Here is an 18348-nt window from a genome sequence, read left to right on the forward strand (position 1 = left end):
TGACGAATTCCATATGGGAGATGCCGGCATAGCCGGTGCGGAACCGCTCCATCATCGCCGCGCGCCCTTCGGACAAGACCCCGCCGAATACGCGCGTTGCGGTCGGGTCCTGGAAGGTCGCGGTCTCGGCCAGCAGCGGTTCGAGCGCGGGCCAGTCGTTGGCGATATAGGCGGTGAAATAGGCGTCGGCGACGGGCGCGGTGGCGGTGGTGATGGCGGCGTAGGATGGGGGTTGGGGTGTGGTGGGGGTTTGCTGTGCCAGCGCGGGCTGGGCGAAGGCGGTGAGTGCGGTGATGGTAGTGGCGATCAGTGTGGCCCGGAGGCGCGGCGTGTGGTTTGATTTCATGTGCGTGGGTCCCCCTCTTTTTTTGATGGGAGGGGCTTAGGAGGGGGTAGTTGTGCCGGACACTGGTTTTCGAAGAGGATGTATTGCGGGTCGACCGGGGGGGTGTCTTGGGTGTGGGATGTAGTTGGGGAAGCCTGATTAAGGGATACATCGCACTGTCAGCGCAATTCGAATTTTGTGCATTTAGTAAACTGTCAAAGAAATCCCCGTAATCCCGGGTCAGTCGGTGGTGATCTACGAAACAGAATCAATCTGTGGTTGTCTGGAAATATCTGCCGCCTCTCCGGTCCGAAACAAGTCCATCAAGGGCACGTTGATGAAATAGACATTCCGCCCCGATTGATGTTTCACCAAAAGCCCTCCGTCCGCCAGTTGATCCAGATATTTTGCCGCGGTCTGGCGGGAAATGCCAAGGTCGTTCACCAGATAATCGATCCGCGTATAGGGATGGCGGAACAGGTTGTTGAGCAAATCCTGGGAATATATCCTGCCATGCTCGGACCGAATTTCCTGCTTGTATCTTGCCATCAGATCGCGAATGCCGCCGATGAGTTCAATGGTTTGAACCGAGGTTTCTGCGACTGCCGTGAGCATATAGATGAGCCACGGTTCCCAGTCGCCGGTCTCGCGCACGGATTGCAGCAATTTGTAATAGTCCCCCTTGTTCCGGGTGATGTACCGGCTGAGATAGAGGATCGGGATGTCGAGCAAGCCCTGCTGGGTCAGATACAGCGCATTGATGATCCGTCCCAGCCGGCCATTGCCATCGGGAAAGGGGTGGATGCTCTCAAACTGATGGTGAATGATGGCCATTCTGACCAGCGGATCGAGATGCCTCATATCGTCGGCATTGATGAATTTTTCCAGCGCCGTCATATCGGCTACAACTTCATGGCCGCCCTGCGGTGGGACATAGACAATCTCTCCGGTCTGGTCATTTTTGAGCGCGGTGCCTGGCGAATTGCGAAAGCCGCCATCGGTGCGCTTGAGGATCTGGAACATCGCAATGATGGAATTGTTGGAAATCACGCCCTGCTTGCTGTGCAGGTCATTCAGACCGCTGCGCAGCGCATCGCGATAGAGCGCGACTTCCTTGGCGGCGGGTGATGACGGATTTTCCGGAAAGAGCGCCGCCTGAAACAGCTCGTCTTGCGTGGTAACAATATTCTCGATCTCCGAACTCGCCTTGGCTTCCTGCAGGGAAAGCGTGTCGATCAATATGCCCTGGTTGGGAATGGTGGCCGTCCGGCCCTTGAGTTCGGCAAGGAAGCGATGGGCCAGTGCTGCATATTTGAGAACGGGCTTGGTTTCCAGTTCGCCGGGAGGCGGCAGATTAGGGATTTGATAGGTGGGTTTGAGCATATTGCGGCGACCATGATGGGAATTAGCAGATATGCTAACATATCAGGATTATATGTTAAAGAAAGTTGATTTTTTTAACATGGGAATAGATCAAATGCACTGCCATCGTAATCCTGAAGCGAAAGACGGAACGAAGTAAAATTATCGGCTCAATGACCGATCAAAGACGCCCGCAACTACAATTTCTTGGAGTAGTTCTCGTGGCCAAACAATCCCCAAATGAGCACCAAGAGGGTCTTTATCTTCAAAGCGACCTGAATAGATACCAATAAATCGCGTCCCGTGACCGCGAGAAAAGACATTTCCTGATTCGTCTTCGAAAGGTGAAAACCTTCGTATGACAACAGGAGAGCCGGACATTCCTTTCCTAGATGCACAATCGATCAACCAGTAAGGTTTTGACAAATTATTGGCCGTGTCCGGATCAACAGCGAGAGAGCCTTTTTTCCACAAAGGAGCGAGTCCGCGATCAATCCCTTGAGGGAAACCAATGATAAATACATCAACCCCCACTGAAATTTGCAAATCCCGCTCTTCGATATCGCCGATGAAAGTGTTGATTGAATCCTTCGGCCAGGTTGGGAGTGGAATAGCTAAGACATCAACTTTTCGGCTAGAGTTTGGATCGATCAACCAGGCCGGATCGCCTTTTTCATCATACAGTCCGAGGTTCAGATAAAGCGTTGCTCTACTATCGTTCGTTACGAAACGAACGGCAAAGTTTGTCGGTCTAGCACCAGTAGACGAAATGGACTTTCCGGACTGAAAGTCTATTCCTGTAACGTTATGCCAATTTGTAACCAAATATCTCTGCGACCCATATTTATAGAAAAAACCAGTCCCAATCGCTAACTCGACCGGGTCCGCTGGACGATCATGTCGATAAATAGACAGTTTGGATGTGCAAAGCGAATACGTATCAAGTCCAACAAATTGCCGATCCTTCATTGTCTGCCTAATCCTCCTCTAGCGTGATTCTAAGCTTGCTCCCCGTCGCGGCAGCGAGCTTTTCCAGCGGTGCTTTAGGACAGGCCCCACCCCAACCCCTCCCCTGAAGGGGAGGGGCTTTCAGTGGATCACTCCGCCGGTTCTTCCACCTCGTCCGCGGGCAGATAGAGCCGGTCGCCCATATCCTTGTATTTCTCGCTCATCTCGCGCATCCCCGCTTCCGCCGCCGCCTTGCTGGCCGCCGCGGTGTCCGCGCCCAGTTTCTCCGAAGCGAGAAAGCCCTCGGCGCTCTGGTTCTGTTTGCTGGCGAAGTCGCGGACTTCCTGCGAGATTTTCATCGAACAGAATTTCGGGCCACACATGCTGCAGAAATGCGCGGTTTTCGCGCCTTCTGCTGGCAGCGTCTGGTCGTGATATTCTTCAGCCGTGTCGGGGTCGAGGCTGAGGTTGAACTGGTCGCGCCAGCGGAACTCGAAGCGGGCTTTTGACAGCGCATCATCGCGGACCTGGGCGGCCGGATGACCCTTGGCGAGGTCGGCGGCGTGAGCGGCCAGTTTATAGGTGATCACGCCGACCTTGACATCGTCGCGGTCGGGCAGGCCAAGATGTTCCTTGGGCGTGACATAGCAGAGCATCGCGGTGCCATACCAGCCGATCTGGGCGGCGCCGATGCCGCTGGTGATATGGTCATAGCCGGGCGCGATGTCGGTGGTAAGGGGGCCGAGCGTGTAGAAGGGCGCCTCGCCGCAGACTTCGAGCTGCTTTTCCATATTCTCCTTGATCTTGTGCATCGGCACATGGCCGGGGCCCTCGATCATCACCTGGACGTCCGACTTCCAGGCGCGGTGAGTCAGCTCGCCGAGCGTATAGAGTTCGGAGAATTGCGCTTCGTCATTGGCGTCGGCAATCGAGCCGGGGCGCAGGCCGTCGCCGAGGCTGTAGGCGATGTCATAGGCCTTCATGATCTCGGTAATGTCGTCGAAATGTTCGTAGAGGAAGCTTTCCTTGTGATGGGCGAGGCACCATTTCGCCATGATCGAGCCGCCGCGCGAAACGATGCCGGTAACCCGCTTGGCCGCCATCGGCACATAGGGCAGGCGAACACCGGCGTGGATGGTGAAATAGTCGACGCCCTGCTCGGCCTGTTCGATCAAGGTATCGCGGAAAATTTCCCAGGTCAGCTCTTCGGCAGCGCCGCCGACTTTTTCGAGCGCCTGATAGATCGGCACGGTGCCGATCGGAACCGGGCTGTTGCGGATGATCCATTCGCGGGTGTCGTGGATGTTGCGGCCAGTGGAAAGATCCATGACCGTGTCGGCGCCCCAGCGGATCGACCAGACCATCTTGTCGACTTCATTGGCGACATCGGAGGCGACGGCGCTGTTGCCGATATTGGCGTTGATCTTGACGAGGAAGTTGCGGCCGATTGCCATCGGTTCGGATTCCGGGTGGTTGATATTGTTCGGAATGATCGCCCTGCCCCGTGCAATCTCGTCGCGGACAAATTCCGGCGTGACATAGTCGGGGATCGACGCGCCAAAGCTTTCGCCGTCGCGGATATATTCCTTCAATCGATCGCGGCCGAGATTTTCGCGCTCGGCGACATATTCCATTTCCGGGGTGATGATGCCCTGACGCGCATAATGCATCTGGGAGACATTGGCACCCGCTTTGGCGCGCAGCACCTTGCGGCGGACATTGGGGAACGGGGCGACGCCGCCACTGCGGTCGGGACCGAGCTGGCCATTGTCTTCCGGCTTGATCTCGCGCTGGGTGACTTCCTCGACATCGCCGCGCGCCTTGATCCACGGGCTGCGCAACTCGTTGAGGCCGGTGTTGATATCGATCAGCGCTTCAGGGTCGGTATAGGGGCCGGACGTGTCATAGACCCGGATCGGCGCTTCGCCGCCCTCGAGATGAATCTCGCGCATCGCGACGCGGATGCCGGAGCCGCTATGCGCCGCGACATGGACTTTTTTCGAGCCGCGGATCGCGCCGGTGGTTACGCCAATTTCGGTTTTTGCGGGAAGGTCAGCCATTTATCTTCGTTCCTTTGTCATTGCAGAACGAGGGCGGGATTTGTCGAAAACCGCTCCCTCCCTCCGCCCGTGTGATCGGGATCAGGTTCAGCGGGTCGCAGGGCGTTACACCTGCCTCTCAGTCAAACGACTCCCCGGGGATGACTCAATGCTAGAGGCTTGGCGACCGGATGTCATGCCAATTCTGGACTTTGGCCAAGCGGCATTATTTTGGCGGTGCTGCAGATTTATATTAGGCTCCCGCGAAACGATCTGCTAGTTTTTCGACAACGCCCGCAGAGGCGCAATATGGAGCGGAACATGACGGAATCGAATAAGGTACAGCTGGATGTAATCATTGTCGGCGCAGGCTTTGCTGGCCTATATCTGTTGCACAAGTTCAGGCAGATGGGACTTTCGGCCCGCGCCTTTGAGGCGGGCGACGATGTTGGCGGCACCTGGTACTGGAACCGCTATCCGGGCGCGCGCTGCGATATTGAGAGCATCGACTATTCGTTCAGTTTTGATCCGCAGCTGGAACAGGAATGGGAATGGAGCGAGAAATATGCGACTCAGCCCGAAATCCTACGCTATGCCCAGCATGTTGCCGAACGCTTTGACCTGCGCCGCGACATCAGCTTTGGCGCGCGGGTGGCAACAGCAGTCTGGGATGAGGATGGATCGCAATGGACGGTGACCACCGACAAGGGCGAGACGGTCAGCAGCCGGTTTTTCATCATGGCGACCGGCTGCCTGTCCCAGCCCAAGGATATCGATATTGCTGGTATCGACAGTTTCAGCGGAGAGATTTACCGCACCCATAGCTGGCCGCATGACGGCGTCGATTTTTCCGGCAAAAAGGTCGGGGTGATCGGCACCGGATCATCGGGCATCCAGTCGATTCCGCTGATTGCCGAACAGGCAGACAGCATGACCGTGTTCCAGCGCACCGCCAACTATTCCCTGCCGGCGCGCAACGGCCCGATTGCGGCAGAGAAGCTGGCGATCAAGCAGCGCTATCAGGATTATCGGAACGAAGCCCGCTGGACCAAGTCTGGCGTGCCGGGCAAGGAGGCAATGGACTTTGCGCTGACAGTGTCGGAGGAAGAACGGCAACAGCGCTACGAAGAGCTTTGGGCCAAAGGCGCGATACCCCATCTCGCTTCCGAATTTGCCGACATCATGCTCAGTGAGGAGGCCAATGACACGCTGGCAGAATTTGTCCGCAGCAAGATTCGCACGGTTATCGAGGACAGCAATGTCGCCGACATATTGACCCCGACGGAATTTCCGATCTGCACCAAGCGCGCCTGTCTCGACACCAATTATTATCAGACATTCAACAAGCCCAATGTGCATATTGTCGACATCAAGAAGGATCCGATCGTCTCGATCACCGAAACCGGGGTCGCGACACAGGATCAGAATTTCGCCTTTGATGCGATCGTCTTCGCCACCGGATTTGACGCGATGACCGGCGCGCTGCTGGCCATCGATATTCGGGGCCGCAATGGCCAGAGCCTGAAAGACAAATGGGCCGACGGCCCGGTCAGCTATCTCGGCCTGACGGTCTCGGGCTTTCCCAATTTCTTCATGATTACCGGCCCTGGCAGCCCGTCGGTCCTGTCGAACATGATTCTGTCGATCGAGCAGCATGTCGAATGGATTGCCGATTGCCTGGACTATATGCGGAGAGAGGATCTCACCGTTATCGATGCCACCGCGACAGCAGAAACCGGCTGGGTCGAATATGGCACGGCGACCAGCGACATGACGCTCTTTCCGCTGGCAAAATCCTGGTATATGGGCGCCAACGTACCCGGAAAACCACGCGTATGCCTGCCCTATGTCGGTGGTGTTGCCGCCTATCGCCGGGTCTGCAACGATGTCGCGGCGCAGGATTATCTCGGCTTCCGCTTTGACGGTCCGGGCGGTTCGCGCAGCAATGACGGCCTGATCCGGCGTCAGCAGCCCGACGTGGTCGCGCTGCTGGAAATGCTGGCCGATATGGAACTGCCGCCGTTTGAAAGCATGTCGCCGGAACAGGCGCGCGCCACTTCGGTGGCGATGAACGCTGGCAATCCTCCGGGTCCGGCGGTCGGTGAAGTTATAGACGGGCAGTTTCCCGGAGCAGATGGTTTGCTCGACTATCGCCTGTACCGGCCGGACAGCCCCGGCCCGCATCCGGTCACGGTCTATTTTCACGGCGGTGGCTGGGTGTTTGGCGATCACACCTCTGACGACGCTTTTTGCCGCGACTTGTGCGTGAATGCCAATAGCATCATCATTTCCGCCAATTACCGCCACGCGCCGGAAGCGCCCTTCCCCGCCGCAGCGGATGACGGCTTTGCTGCGGTCAAATGGGCATCCGCAAATATCGAGACGCTCGGCGGTACCGCTGGTGAACTGGCGGTTTGCGGCTGGAGCGCCGGCGGCAATATTGCCGCCGTGGTCTGCCAGCTGGCCCGCGACGCCGGTGGCCCCGAAATCCGGGGTCAGGTTCTGATCACGCCGGTTGTCGATGCTGGAGACGACAGCCCATCGATGACCGACAATGGTGAAGGCTTTGTGCTGACCAGGGCGCTGATGGACTGGTTCTGGGATCATTATGCCGATCCCGCGGACCGCACAGACCCCAAAGCCTCGCCGTTGCTCGCTGCAGATCTTTCCAATCTGCCGCCGGCGCTGATCATCACCGGCGAATTTGATCCGCTGCGCGATCAGGGCAAGGCTTATGCCGAAGCGCTGGATGCGGCAGGGACGCCGGCGCGCAATATCACCTATCCGGGCCAGATCCATACGTCCTTCGCGGCGGTAGGGGTAATCCCGACCGCGAACGAAGCCCGGCAGGAAATCGCGGCCGCCTTGCGACAATATTTCAGAGTGATGGAGCCAGCCTGAATCGATTGCTACGATTGATCGCGATCAGCCCATTTGCAGCCGGACCAGCGCAGCAAATATGGCACCGAGACCGATGGCAATCGAGAGGCCAGCCCAAAGACGATTGGACCCGCGCAGAAACTTGCTGGCGAACTTCAGAAACCAGTCGCCAACCGCAAGGATCAGTGCGCCTTCGATGAATATCCAGGCGCCCAGCACGGTGATCAATATCGCAAGCAGGTCGCCGGGATTCCAGGGATTGACCAGATAAATGGTCGCTCCGAGCGCCAGGGTGACCATGCCGGTGACAAATTGCAGCGCCGTGCCTTCGCGAAATTCCTGCACCATCCTGGCCCAAAAACCGGGTCGCCGAAATTCACCAATGCCTGCGGCAACGGCATAGAGACCGACAAAGAAGGTGATCCAGCCGGTAATATTGCCTGCATTGCCCATATCGTTTTTCCTTCTGTCCCAGTGGGAAAAGAGCCTATCCGGGATAGCTGGAGACTATGACGAACGGCAGAGCGGGTCTAGAGTGAAGTTTGCCCGTTCGGATCAGGCCAACCATCAGAACGTATAGCCCACACCTATCGCGCCGAAAAATTGACTGGCGCTGCCGCGGATCGATGTGACCGGAGATCGTTTGGGATCACCGAGCAGCCGTGAATAGCTGCCGAGGAAAATCAGGCCCCAGCCACCGTTGGTCACATCGCCATCGAGATCGACGGCGGTGAGCGTGGTCAGTCCGACATTTTTCCAGCCGCTGGTGGCGGTGAAGACCGGCAGGCCACTGGCCGCCGAGCCAGCAGGTGAAATGCTGAAATAATAATCGGCGTAATTATCATCCACATATTCGCCGCTGATCGCCAGACTGGTGACGACGCTGCGGCTGAGCGGGGTGAAATAGGTCATGTTGGGGAAGATGACCATACCGTCATGCGCGCCGGCGACATCCCAGCGCAGATCGACCTGCGCCGTCAGCGAATCATAGGGATTAAGGACGCGATTGACCTGAATGCCCGCAAAAGGGCCCACTTCGATGGCGAAGTCGAGTTTGCCGAGAGAACTGACCACAGGGTCCTTGATCGAATTTTGCCGATCAAACCGGGCCCGGACGACCGGGCCAAAGACGAAATCGACCTTCGCTCCCTTGCGATCGGGAATGACATCAAAGGCAATGCCCGGACCGCGCGGCTGAAAATCTATGCCGCCCAGACTGCCGAGAACAACCGGCAGCGGCGAAATCGTGTAATTATCCGACCCCTCATAGCTGGGACCAACCGCTATTCCGATGCCTGCGGTCAGATAATCGCCATCAAAGACCGACCGTTCGACCGGCATGGGTGCCGGGTCTTCCTGCGCCAGAAGCGGAGAAGATATGCAGAGACCGAGAGGAAATAAGGCGGCGTACCGAAATATGTTCAATTTTTTCACGACTGATTCCCAACTGGTTGCGTAACGGTTAAACGCGGGGACGGCTTAACAGTTGCTTCTCCAGTATAGTAGCCCATTTTCCCTTTGGCAAAGCAAAGCTATTCAGTCAGGCCCTGTTCAACAACAGTCTGCAGGGCTGCGAAACATTGCTGATCCACCGCACTGCCCACTTCGCTCTGCAAAATGACCATGGCCTTTTCCGATGACATGTCCGGCCGATAGGGCCGATCGGCTATCAGCGCATCATATATGTCGGCCACCGTGATGATCCGGGATTCCATCGAAATACTGCGTTCATCCAGACCGAATGGATATCCTTTTCCATCCAGTCGTTCGTGATGCGAGCCGGCGACCATCGCCATATCGCCCATTATGCCAATTTGTCCGAGAATATTGGTCGTCAGGGCCGCATGGCCGCGCATGATTTCCCATTCCTCGGCATCGAGCTTGCCCGGCTTTTCGAGAATCGTGCTGCTTACGCCCAATTTTCCGATATCATGCAGGACGGCAGCGCGGCGCAACACCCGGCGGTGATCTGCTTCCATTCCCAATATTTCGGCAATCCGGTCAGCGATCATCCCCACCCGTGCACTATGGCCGGCCGTGTCAGGGCTTTTGGCGTCAATGACCTGGCCAAAGGCAAAACTGATATCGTCGAGATAATCCTCGTCGACGACAACATAATGCGCCGCCGGTTCGAGCGCCCATAATTGTTCGGGCAGATCTTCGAGCGCCAGTTCCTCCCAGAAGCCACTGGCCTCGGACAATTTTTCAAATAATGCGCACAGCTGCGGATCAAGCCAGCTTCCCGCCCGGTTGCGGACCTCTGCAAGTGCGGCCTCTTTACCCAGGGCGCTATAGAAAACATCGGCCACCTGGGCCAGGAGCGCGATCCGGCCACCCAGATGAATATCGCTGCCAGCGACGCCAAGCGGCAAGCCGCCCCCTTCCCAATGTTCGTCAAGATGGGCAATGGCCTGAGCGACATCTTCGGAAAAACGCAAACGCCGGGCGATATCGGCACCGCGCGAACAGCGGGTTGCAATGATATCGGTCAGGATCGCCTCGCCATTTTCAGACAGGTTGGAAAGTGCCCGGGCGCGTACTTCGGCATCCGCATCCATGCCAACCGCGCTGGCAAGAAATTCACTAAGGTCTTCTGGGCGCGGACCAATTAATTTGAAATCATATTTCAGCTTGCGGTCATCTCCGGCCAGCATCTCGGTGACGCGGGCAGCGTTGCTGCTACAGCCAAGATCCTTGAGCAATACCGCGTAATAGACATCCCGCAACGTGTCGCCCTTCAAGCCCAGAGCCATGGCGATTTGCGTTCCGATCCAGCAGGACCGGATACTGTGGCCGGCGGGCTGTCCTTCGGTCAGGTCCAGCGCGTAAGAAAAGGCACCGAGGATTTCTGACAACCGCGATTGCCCGATACTGTCATTCTGGCTGAAAACTGCATTTCTGGCCTGATACATTTGCCGTTACTCCTAGTCTGTTACAGCAGGATGCCGCCAGAATACTAGTGAACGGTTAATATCCGCCAGATTACAGGATATATTTCATGTGCACCGCATAATGTGCATCCTGCGCGCCAACAGTGAACTGAGCCGACTGGAATTTCGGCGGGCCCATTCCGATTTTGGGATTGCGGGAAAAGCCAAAGCCTTCGCGTGGCAAGAACAGCCGCAAATCCATTTTGCCATTGGCATTTTCGTCATGAATCAACGCCACGGCATAGGTACCGGGCTTCACATTGGCAATCTGGATGGCGTCGGCCTGGACCGCCGAAACTTTCATCTTGCGAGCGTTCTTGTCCTTGCTGCAGTCCGGAAAATATTTTGGATTTGCACTCAGACAGACCAGCACATCGCCCTTTTCCGAGCGCAAACCGGTGATGGCCAGATCAATCGAGGCCGCGATCGCCGGCGCAACCGCCACGACCGGTGCTTCACTCGCGGACGCGCTTGCTCCGAGCAGCAGCACCGAAGTTGCTGCCAATATCGGCAAGGCCGATATCCGTGCCGCAGATCTTGTCCCAAAAGCGAAAATATAAGCCATAATTACCTCTGTATGATTCATGATGCTTTTCATGATGGGTCGCGGTTATGAGCCATTTCCCTAACCTGCCCTGAACAAGCCAGCGCGGGAACATCTCCCAACCCATATGATTGGACACGCCCATAATCGTCATCACCAGCAAAACCAGCCCCAAAACGCCGACATGAATCGGTATTGCGACGACCAGAGCCGGAATCACGATCGCTCCGCTGATCGCCTCGACCGGATGAAAGCTCATCGCCGCCCAGGCGGTTGGCGGCCGACTGTCATGGTGAACCGCATGCGCGACCTTGAACCATTGTGGCCGGTGAAACAACCGGTGGGTCCAGTAAAACCATGTGTCATGAAGGAAAAGATAGAGGAACAGCGATAGCGGGAGATACCACAAAGGATAGTTATCCGGATCGGTGTAAATCTTGGTCCAGCCTTCATTCTGCCAGCCCCAAGCGACGATTCCGGCGGGGACGCCGTAGATAGCGGCGGAAAGCAGCGACCAGCGGATTTCACGGCCAATCTGGGGTTTCAGCCTGTCATATTGGCCCGGTCGCACCCGATTGGTCAACCAGGCAAAAAAGCCGCTGGTCAGCAGATACCGTCCGCCGACGATCAATGTCATGGCGACGGCCGAGATCAATATAGCAGCGGCAAATTCCATGGCAGGGGAATATGGTGCGGATCACCGGGGAGCAAGGCTTAAAGCATAAATCGCCTACATGCTTTCAGACAGGCTTTCCCATGCCCCCACCATCGGCTAAGGCAAAATGATGCCGAAACAGGGACGTCCTTCAAACCAGTATGATCTGGCTATCGCTGGCGGCGGTCTGGCCGGCGGGTTGGTGGCGCTGGCGCTGGCGAAATTGCGACCCGATCTGGATATTGCCCTGATCGAGGCAGATGAGCAATTTGGCGGCAATCATATCTGGTCCTTTTTCGAGAGCGACGTCGAACCGGAGCATCGCTGGCTGGTCGACCCGCTGATTTCCCGCCAGTGGGACAGCTATGATGTGCATTTCCCCAAATATAGCCGGAGCCTGAGCAACGGCTACTGCTCGATTCAATCGGAAAATCTTGACAAAGAATTGCGGAAGCGGCTGCCATCCGGGGCATTGAAAACGGGGCAGAAAGCCAAAAAGGTCGAAAAGGGGCTGGTGCAGCTGGCCGATGGGGCAGAAATTACGGCGCTGGCAGTGCTCGATGTGCGCGGCAGCGGCGATATTTCCGCGCTGGATGTCGGCTGGCAGAAATTTTGTGGCCAGATGCTCAAACTGGAACAACCCCACGGACTGGAGCGTCCGGTGATCATGGATGCCACGGTCGAGCAGATTGATGGCTATCGGTTCGTTTACTGCCTGCCGTTCAGCGACACCGAAATTTTCGTCGAAGACACTTATTATGCCGATACCGCCGACCTCGACAGCGCGACATCGTATGGCCGGATTGCCGATTATGCGGCGGCTCAGGGATGGGTCATCGAAGCGGTGCTCAGCGAGGAAAAAGGCCAGCTTCCGGTGATCTACGGCGGCGATTTCGAGGCTTTCTGGCAGGCCAACAAGGGCGTCGATGCGCGGGCCGGGGCCAGGGCGGCGCTGATCCAGCCGATCACCAGCTACTCGCTGCCGATGGCGGTCAAGACCGCGATCATGATTGCCGAAATGCCCGAGATCAGCCAGGGCACACTTGACAAGATGCTGCGCAATCTGGCCCAGAAACATTGGAAGAACGGAAAATTCTATCGGATGCTTTGCGCCTTCCTGTTTCTCGGTGCGGACCCGGACCAGCGTTACAAGACGCTGGAACATACCTATAGCAAAGACGAAAATTTGCTCGCCCGCTTCTATGCAGGCAAATCCACCCGGATGGATCAGGCCAATCTGCTGACCGGCAAGCCACCCATCCCGATTTCCCGCGCCATCCCGCTTTTGCTGAAATATAGATGAGTATGATGTTCCCATGAGTGACCTTGCAAAATCCCAGAGTGAATTGTTCAAGAAAGCAGCCGTGATCGGTTCCGGCTTCGGCGGTCTGGCACTGGCCATCCGGCTGCAGTCCGCCGGTATCCAGACGACCATCTTGGAGAGCCGTGACAAGCCCGGTGGCCGCGCTTATTATTGGGAGAAGGAAGGCTTTATCTTCGATGGCGGCCCCACGGTCATCACCGACCCGGATTGCCTGTCGCAGCTGTGGGAGCTTACCGGCAATGATATGGCGAAAGACATCGAGCTGATGCCGGTATCACCCTTCTACCGGCTCAACTGGCCGGACGGGACCAATTTTGACTATGTCAATGATCCCGAAGAGCTTTACGCCAATATTGCGGCGATCGAGCCCGATGATGTCGAAGGCTACAAGAAATTCCTCGAATATAGCGGCGGGCTGTACGAGGAAGGCTATGTCAAGCTGGGCACCAAGGCGTTTCTCGATTTCAAGTCGATGATCAAGGCGGCCCCTGCGCTGATGAAATATGAAGCCTATCGCTCGGTTTATTCCAAGGTCTCCAGCTTTGTAAAAAATGAGAAGCTGCGCGAGTTTCTGTCCTTTCAGTCGCTGCTGGTTGGCGGCAACCCCATGAAAACCAGCGCGATTTACGGCCTGATCCACAAGCTGGAACGGCTCGGCGGCGTCTGGTTTGCCAAGGGCGGGACCAATATGCTGGTCAGCGCCATGGTCAAGCATTTCGAGCGGATTGGCGGGGTGATCCGACTGGGTGATCCGGTGACGAAAATTGATACGATCGGCGACCGGGCATCCGGTATCACCTGCAAATCCGGCTGGAGCGAGCGATTTGATGCCGTCGCCTCCAATGCCGATGTCGTGCACAGCTACCGCGACCTGCTCGGCCACAAGCATCGCAGCGAAACGGTCAGCGAAAAGCTGCTGAAGAAAAAATATTCGCCGTCGCTGTTTGTCGTCCATTTTGGCCTGAAAGGCAGCTGGCCCGGCATTCCGCACCATATGATCCTGTTCGGTCCGCGCTACAAAGGCCTGCTCGCGGATATTTATGACAATGGCGTGCTGCCGAGCGATTTTTCGCTCTATCTGCACCATCCAACGGTCACCGATCCGGAAATGGCACCCGAAGGCCATAGCACATTCTATGTGCTGGCACCGGTGCCCCATCAGGGCAAGCTGCCGATCGACTGGAAGGAAATGGGACCGATTTACGAGAAGCGGATTCTCGACGAAATCGGCCATCGGCTGATCCCCGATATTCACGACCGCATTGTCACCAGCTTTCACTATACGCCGCAGGATTTCGGCAGTGACCTCAACGCGCATCTCGGCAGCGCGTTCAGCCTTGAGCCGCTGCTCACGCAAAGCGCCTGGTTCCGGGTACACAATCGCGATGACGTGATCGACAATCTCTATTTTGTCGGTGCCGGCACCCATCCGGGCGCGGGAATCCCGGGCGTCGTCGGCAGTGCCAAGGCGACGGCTGAACTGATGCTGGAGGATATGGGGTGAAACAATTCCGCATTTGCAAACCTGTCAAACTGATCCGCCTTGCCGAGCGACGCCCTTCGACAAGCTCAGGACGAACGGTATAATTTCATGAATCGGGCTAATCTCGTCACTCACGCCAGAACCAGTATCGAACGCGGGTCGAAATCCTTTGCCCGTGCCTCGAAACTCTTTGCCCGGCAAACCCGCGAACGGGCTTGGCTGCTCTATTACTGGTGCCGCGCCTGTGATGATCTGGCTGACGGTCAGGATCATGGTCACGGGATGTCGACCATCGCCAATCCGGAAAAAACCATCGCGGCCATGCGGATGATGACCACGCGCGCGCATGGCGGCGAACAGACCGGCAATCCCCCGTTCGACGCCTTTGGTGTGGTCGCGCAGGAATGCGCTATTCCGAAAAAGCTGGCAGATGACATGATCGACGGTTTCGCGCTGGATGCCCGCGGATGGCGACCGGAAACCGAGGATGATCTGTTTCAATATTGCTATCATGTCGCGGGAGCGGTCGGTTGCATGATGGCGATCGTGATGGGCGTTTCGGCAAGGGATCAGGAGGTGCTGGACCGCGCCTGTGATCTGGGGCTGGCGTTCCAGCTTGCCAATATCGCGCGCGACGTGGCCGAGGATGCACAGGCCGGGCGATGCTATTTGCCGAAAAGCTGGCTCGCCGAAGCCCGCATTGATCCCGATCACATCATGGATCCAGCCAATCGGGCTGCGCTGATCACGCTGGTCAACCGGCTTTGCGACCTGGCGGGAGATTATGAAGATTCGGCGCGCGTCGGCGCATCAAGCCTGCCGTTCCGGTCCCGCTGGGCAGTGCTGGCGGCAGCCGGGATTTACGGAGATATCGCCCGGGCGATCAAGCAGAGCGACGGCGCCTCGCTTGAGCAGCGAATATTCACCAGCAAGGGCAAAAAACTGGGCTGGATATTGAAAGCCTTTGCGCAGGCGCTGATCAACTCAGCCCGGCGCGACCGTCAGGGATTGTGGACAAGAGCCCGCGCGACCCGTCCGGCCTAGTGGCTGGCACCATGTTCGGTGACATATTTGCCAATGCGTTGCACTGCCGTGTCAAACAGATTTTGCGAACAGCACAGCACGCCAAGGGCCTTGCCGTGGGTGCCGTTATAGACCAAAGTTTCGCCTAGCGCATTGGTGACGCTCGCCCCCGCTTCGACGGCAATGACATGGGCCGCTGCGATATCCCATTCATGGCCCCAGCGAGTGGACGCGACGACATCCGCCCGGTCATCCGCGACCATCGCCATTCTGAGCGCGATACTGTTCGGCTTTGGCACCGCTGTCAGATTGAGTTCGGGCGGCAGCATTTCCGCCGGAATACGGCATCCGTCATATTGACGTCGCTGGCTGGCGTGCAGCGCCCTGCCGTTGATCTCGCTATGGCTGCCCGCTTTACCGACCCAGACTTCCTGCATGGCCGGAGCGACAAGCACACCGAAAATCGGGTCATCCCCGTGCACAAGCGCCACCGAGACGCACCAGCCGGTCTTGCCGGCGACAAAATCTTTTGTGCCATCAATGGGATCGACCACCCAGGTCAGTTCAGCACCGGCACCACTCTGATCGATATGGGTTTCTTCGGAGAGCCAGCCGGCGGAAGGAGCCAGCTTTTCCAGTTCGCTGCGCAAAAAGCGATCGACCGCCAGATCGGCATCGCTGACAATCTGTCCCGGTGATTTTTCCCAGGTCTTGGCGGCCAGCTTGTCCAGTTTCCAGTCACGCATGGCGAGGGCCCCGCCCTGTTCGGCGATCGCAATGACCCGATCAAAATCTATGTCAGCCACGAGTTTCTCCGTTCACCCAGAGCCTGTCGAAGGGCGCTTCTAGTCCGTTAGGCGTGGTTCGACAGGCTCACCACTAACGGATTTGATCAGCCACCCGCCACCGTCATGCTGTCGGTGCGCAGGGTGGGTACATTCATGCTATAGTGATATTCCAGATCATCGGCAGCGATCAGGCTCCTGAACATGTCTTTCAGATTGCCGGCAATGGTGATTTCCGAAACTGGCGGGCCGATCTCGCCGTCGGTAATCAGGAAACCGCCGGCTCCCCGGCTATAATCACCGGTTACCGGATTGACGCCCATGCCGATCAGTTCGGTGATATAGACACCATGTTTGATATCCTTGATCAGATCCGCCTGGCTGACCGAGCCATTGCCCATATGCAGGTTGGTCACGCTCACGCCCGGTGCTCCGCCGATACCGCGCGAGGCATGGCCGGTTGGCTGCAAGCCGAGCTGGCGAGCCGATGCACTTTCCATCAGCCATTGGGTCAGCCGCCCATTATCGATCAATTTGGTTTTTTTGGTCGGCAGACCTTCGCCGTCAAATGCCTTGGACCTGAGGCCACGCTTGCGATGCGGACAGTCAATGATGGTCAGGGCGCTGTCAAATATCTGGGTATCCAGTGCATCCAGCAGAAAGCTGGTTTTGCGCGCGATGGCGCTGCCCGCAATCGCGCCGAGGAAATGACCCAGCAGGCTGTTGCCGACCCGTGGGTCGAAAACGACGGGCATGGCGCCTGATTTGAAATTGACCGGGTTGAGCCTGGCAACAGCGCGCTCTCCCGCTTCCCGGCCGATTTTCTCCGGTGATTGCATATCTTCGAGAAAGCGGACGCTGTCATAGGCATAATCGCGTTCCATGCCGTCACCGGTTCCGGCGATGACGCTCGCCGACAGGCTATAGCCGCTGGTGGAATAGGCACCGGAAAAGCCATGGCTGGTGGCCAGCGCAACAATGCTGCGACCGGCGCTGGCGCCGCCGCCTTCGCTGTTGGTGACACCCTCGACCGCCCGCGCGGCATCTTCTGCTTGTAACGCCAGTTCACGGAGCAACTCGGGTTCCGGGTCCTGCTCGTCATCGCCTTCGATCGGGTGCGGTTCGGTTTTCAGCAGCAATTCTTCCGGCGCGAGGCCGGCATATTGGTCTTCTGGCGCCTCTCTGGCCATGTCGAGGGCGCGTCCGACCAGAGCGGACAATATTTGCGGGTCCATATCGGAGGAGGACACGGTTGCCGAACGCTTGCCGACAAAGACCCGGAGGCCGATTTCCTCGCCTTCGGAACGCTCGACCTCTTCGAGATTGCCGAGGCGCATCTGCACCTGGGTTGCGGCATCGCAAACATAGATGGCGTCAGCGGCATCGGCGCCGGCCTTTTTGGCCAGGGAAATGAGGGAGTCGGCGCGATCCTGCGCTTCAGAAGGTTTTAGCATGAGCCGGACATAGGTGCGACACCCTGCAAGGTCAACGATCGGCTGCTAAATGGTGAAGAAACGATAGCCGGTTTTCAGAGCCCGGTTTTAGAACATCGTTCCAAAAGTCTTGATCAAACCGGCAAAAACCAATGGCAGGCCGAGAGCCAATACCCACAGTACCACCTGATCGGACCGGAATTTTGCGGCAAGGCTTTGCTCCGACAAGCCGCTGCTGCTCATGGTGGCCCAGCGCTTTTCAAAATTGCGGCAAAAGGGAATGATCACGGCAACCAGCAGGACCAGACCGAAATAGGGGGCGATTGACATGCCCTTGGCTTCGATGAAGCCAAGCACGAAGAATATCTGCGCCAGAGTGTAGACCAGCAAGGCAGCAGCGCAATTGTTGCTCATTTTCTTGTCCCAGCGGACGCCAATATGCTGCACGTCGTGACGCGCGCGATGCTTGCTAACCGATTTTTGAGACGCTGTTGCGACCATTTCCATTCCCCTCAGAATATCATCCCCAACCATCGCCGGAAGTTTGCTCCCGTACAATAGTAGGCCAACACTATACCCTATTTATCGAAAAAGCCAAATAGACTGTTTTCAGGCCT

At 57.2% G+C, this 18348-nt stretch carries 16 protein-coding genes and 1 riboswitch; of the genes, 4 read left to right on the forward strand and 12 right to left on the reverse strand.

Annotated features, from left to right (window positions below):
* The 4 genes from V7665_RS10725 to thiC all read right to left on the reverse strand — a co-directional run.
* The coding region (locus V7665_RS10725; RefSeq protein WP_335664534.1) for a nuclear transport factor 2 family protein at nucleotides 1–346 on the reverse strand (346 nt) is incomplete at its 3' end.
* A 234-nt stretch (nucleotides 347–580) separates the two neighbouring features.
* Nucleotides 581–1708 carry a Fic family protein gene (locus V7665_RS10730; protein WP_335664535.1) on the reverse strand — a complete coding sequence of 376 codons (1128 nt, stop codon included), beginning with the start codon at nucleotides 1706–1708 and terminating at the stop codon, nucleotides 581–583.
* Nucleotides 1709–1849: 141 nt separating this feature from the next.
* The gene (locus tag V7665_RS10735) at nucleotides 1850–2656 is read right to left on the reverse strand and encodes a trypsin-like peptidase domain-containing protein (RefSeq protein WP_335664536.1); all 807 of its coding nucleotides are present in this window, start codon (nucleotides 2654–2656) and stop codon (nucleotides 1850–1852) included.
* A 128-nt stretch (nucleotides 2657–2784) separates the two neighbouring features.
* Nucleotides 2785–4695 (reverse strand): phosphomethylpyrimidine synthase ThiC, encoded by a 1911-nt coding sequence (gene thiC, locus V7665_RS10740; RefSeq protein ID WP_335664537.1) that lies wholly within the window; start codon nucleotides 4693–4695, stop codon nucleotides 2785–2787.
* A 41-nt stretch (nucleotides 4696–4736) separates the two neighbouring features.
* Nucleotides 4737–4842: riboswitch (TPP riboswitch) on the reverse strand.
* Between the two features lie 153 nt (nucleotides 4843–4995).
* Here thiC and V7665_RS10745 point away from each other — a divergent pair.
* On the forward strand, nucleotides 4996–7575 hold the full coding sequence (locus tag V7665_RS10745; RefSeq protein ID WP_335664538.1) for a flavin-containing monooxygenase: 2580 nt from the start codon (nucleotides 4996–4998) through the stop codon (nucleotides 7573–7575).
* A 24-nt stretch (nucleotides 7576–7599) separates the two neighbouring features.
* On the opposite strand, the gene V7665_RS10750 is transcribed toward V7665_RS10745, so the two are convergent.
* The 5 genes from V7665_RS10750 to V7665_RS10770 all read right to left on the reverse strand — a co-directional run bounded on the left by V7665_RS10750 (nucleotide 7600) and on the right by V7665_RS10770 (nucleotide 11665).
* Nucleotides 7600–8007: a hypothetical protein gene (locus V7665_RS10750; RefSeq protein WP_335664539.1), complete on the reverse strand. Its 408-nt coding sequence runs from the start codon at nucleotides 8005–8007 to the stop codon at nucleotides 7600–7602.
* 114 nt (nucleotides 8008–8121) lie between these two features.
* Entirely contained in the window at nucleotides 8122–8988 is an 867-nt protein-coding gene (locus tag V7665_RS10755; protein WP_335664540.1) for a MipA/OmpV family protein, read from the reverse strand.
* Nucleotides 8989–9086: 98 nt separating this feature from the next.
* Nucleotides 9087–10466, reverse strand: coding sequence for an HD-GYP domain-containing protein (locus V7665_RS10760; RefSeq protein ID WP_335664541.1), 1380 nt, complete (start codon nucleotides 10464–10466; stop codon nucleotides 9087–9089).
* A gap of 70 nt (nucleotides 10467–10536) precedes the next feature.
* Nucleotides 10537–10998 carry a DUF2141 domain-containing protein gene (locus V7665_RS10765; RefSeq protein ID WP_335664542.1) on the reverse strand — a complete coding sequence of 154 codons (462 nt, stop codon included), beginning with the start codon at nucleotides 10996–10998 and terminating at the stop codon, nucleotides 10537–10539.
* Nucleotides 10940–11665: a sterol desaturase family protein gene (locus tag V7665_RS10770; protein WP_442955214.1), complete on the reverse strand. Its 726-nt coding sequence runs from the start codon at nucleotides 11663–11665 to the stop codon at nucleotides 10940–10942. Before V7665_RS10770 ends, V7665_RS10765 begins: the two co-directional genes overlap by 59 nt.
* Before the next feature lie 145 nt (nucleotides 11666–11810).
* On the opposite strand from V7665_RS10770, the gene crtY reads away from it, so the two are divergent.
* The 3 genes from crtY to V7665_RS10785 all read left to right on the forward strand — a co-directional run bounded on the left by crtY (nucleotide 11811) and on the right by V7665_RS10785 (nucleotide 15534).
* Entirely contained in the window at nucleotides 11811–12986 is a 1176-nt protein-coding gene (gene crtY / locus V7665_RS10775) for a lycopene beta-cyclase CrtY (protein WP_335664544.1), read from the forward strand.
* A gap of 13 nt (nucleotides 12987–12999) precedes the next feature.
* Nucleotides 13000–14511, forward strand: a complete 1512-nt coding sequence (locus V7665_RS10780) for a phytoene desaturase (RefSeq protein ID WP_335664545.1) — start codon at nucleotides 13000–13002, stop codon at nucleotides 14509–14511.
* A gap of 87 nt (nucleotides 14512–14598) precedes the next feature.
* Nucleotides 14599–15534 carry a phytoene/squalene synthase family protein gene (locus tag V7665_RS10785; RefSeq protein WP_335664546.1) on the forward strand — a complete coding sequence of 312 codons (936 nt, stop codon included), beginning with the start codon at nucleotides 14599–14601 and terminating at the stop codon, nucleotides 15532–15534.
* On the opposite strand, the gene V7665_RS10790 is transcribed toward V7665_RS10785, so the two are convergent.
* The 3 genes from V7665_RS10790 to V7665_RS10800 form a co-directional block, all read right to left on the reverse strand.
* Nucleotides 15531–16319 (reverse strand): 3'(2'),5'-bisphosphate nucleotidase CysQ, encoded by a 789-nt coding sequence (locus V7665_RS10790; protein ID WP_335664547.1) that lies wholly within the window; start codon nucleotides 16317–16319, stop codon nucleotides 15531–15533. The two genes, V7665_RS10785 and V7665_RS10790, sit on opposite strands and share 4 nt — an antisense overlap.
* Nucleotides 16320–16405: 86 nt before the next feature.
* The gene (locus V7665_RS10795) at nucleotides 16406–17752 is read right to left on the reverse strand and encodes a TldD/PmbA family protein (RefSeq protein ID WP_335664548.1); all 1347 of its coding nucleotides are present in this window, start codon (nucleotides 17750–17752) and stop codon (nucleotides 16406–16408) included.
* Between the two features lie 87 nt (nucleotides 17753–17839).
* Nucleotides 17840–18232: a hypothetical protein gene (locus V7665_RS10800; protein ID WP_335664549.1), complete on the reverse strand. Its 393-nt coding sequence runs from the start codon at nucleotides 18230–18232 to the stop codon at nucleotides 17840–17842.
* Between the last annotated feature and the right edge of the window lie 116 nt (nucleotides 18233–18348).

The organism is Parasphingorhabdus sp., assembly GCF_036964675.1.
GTDB lineage: Bacteria > Pseudomonadota > Alphaproteobacteria > Sphingomonadales > Sphingomonadaceae > Parasphingorhabdus.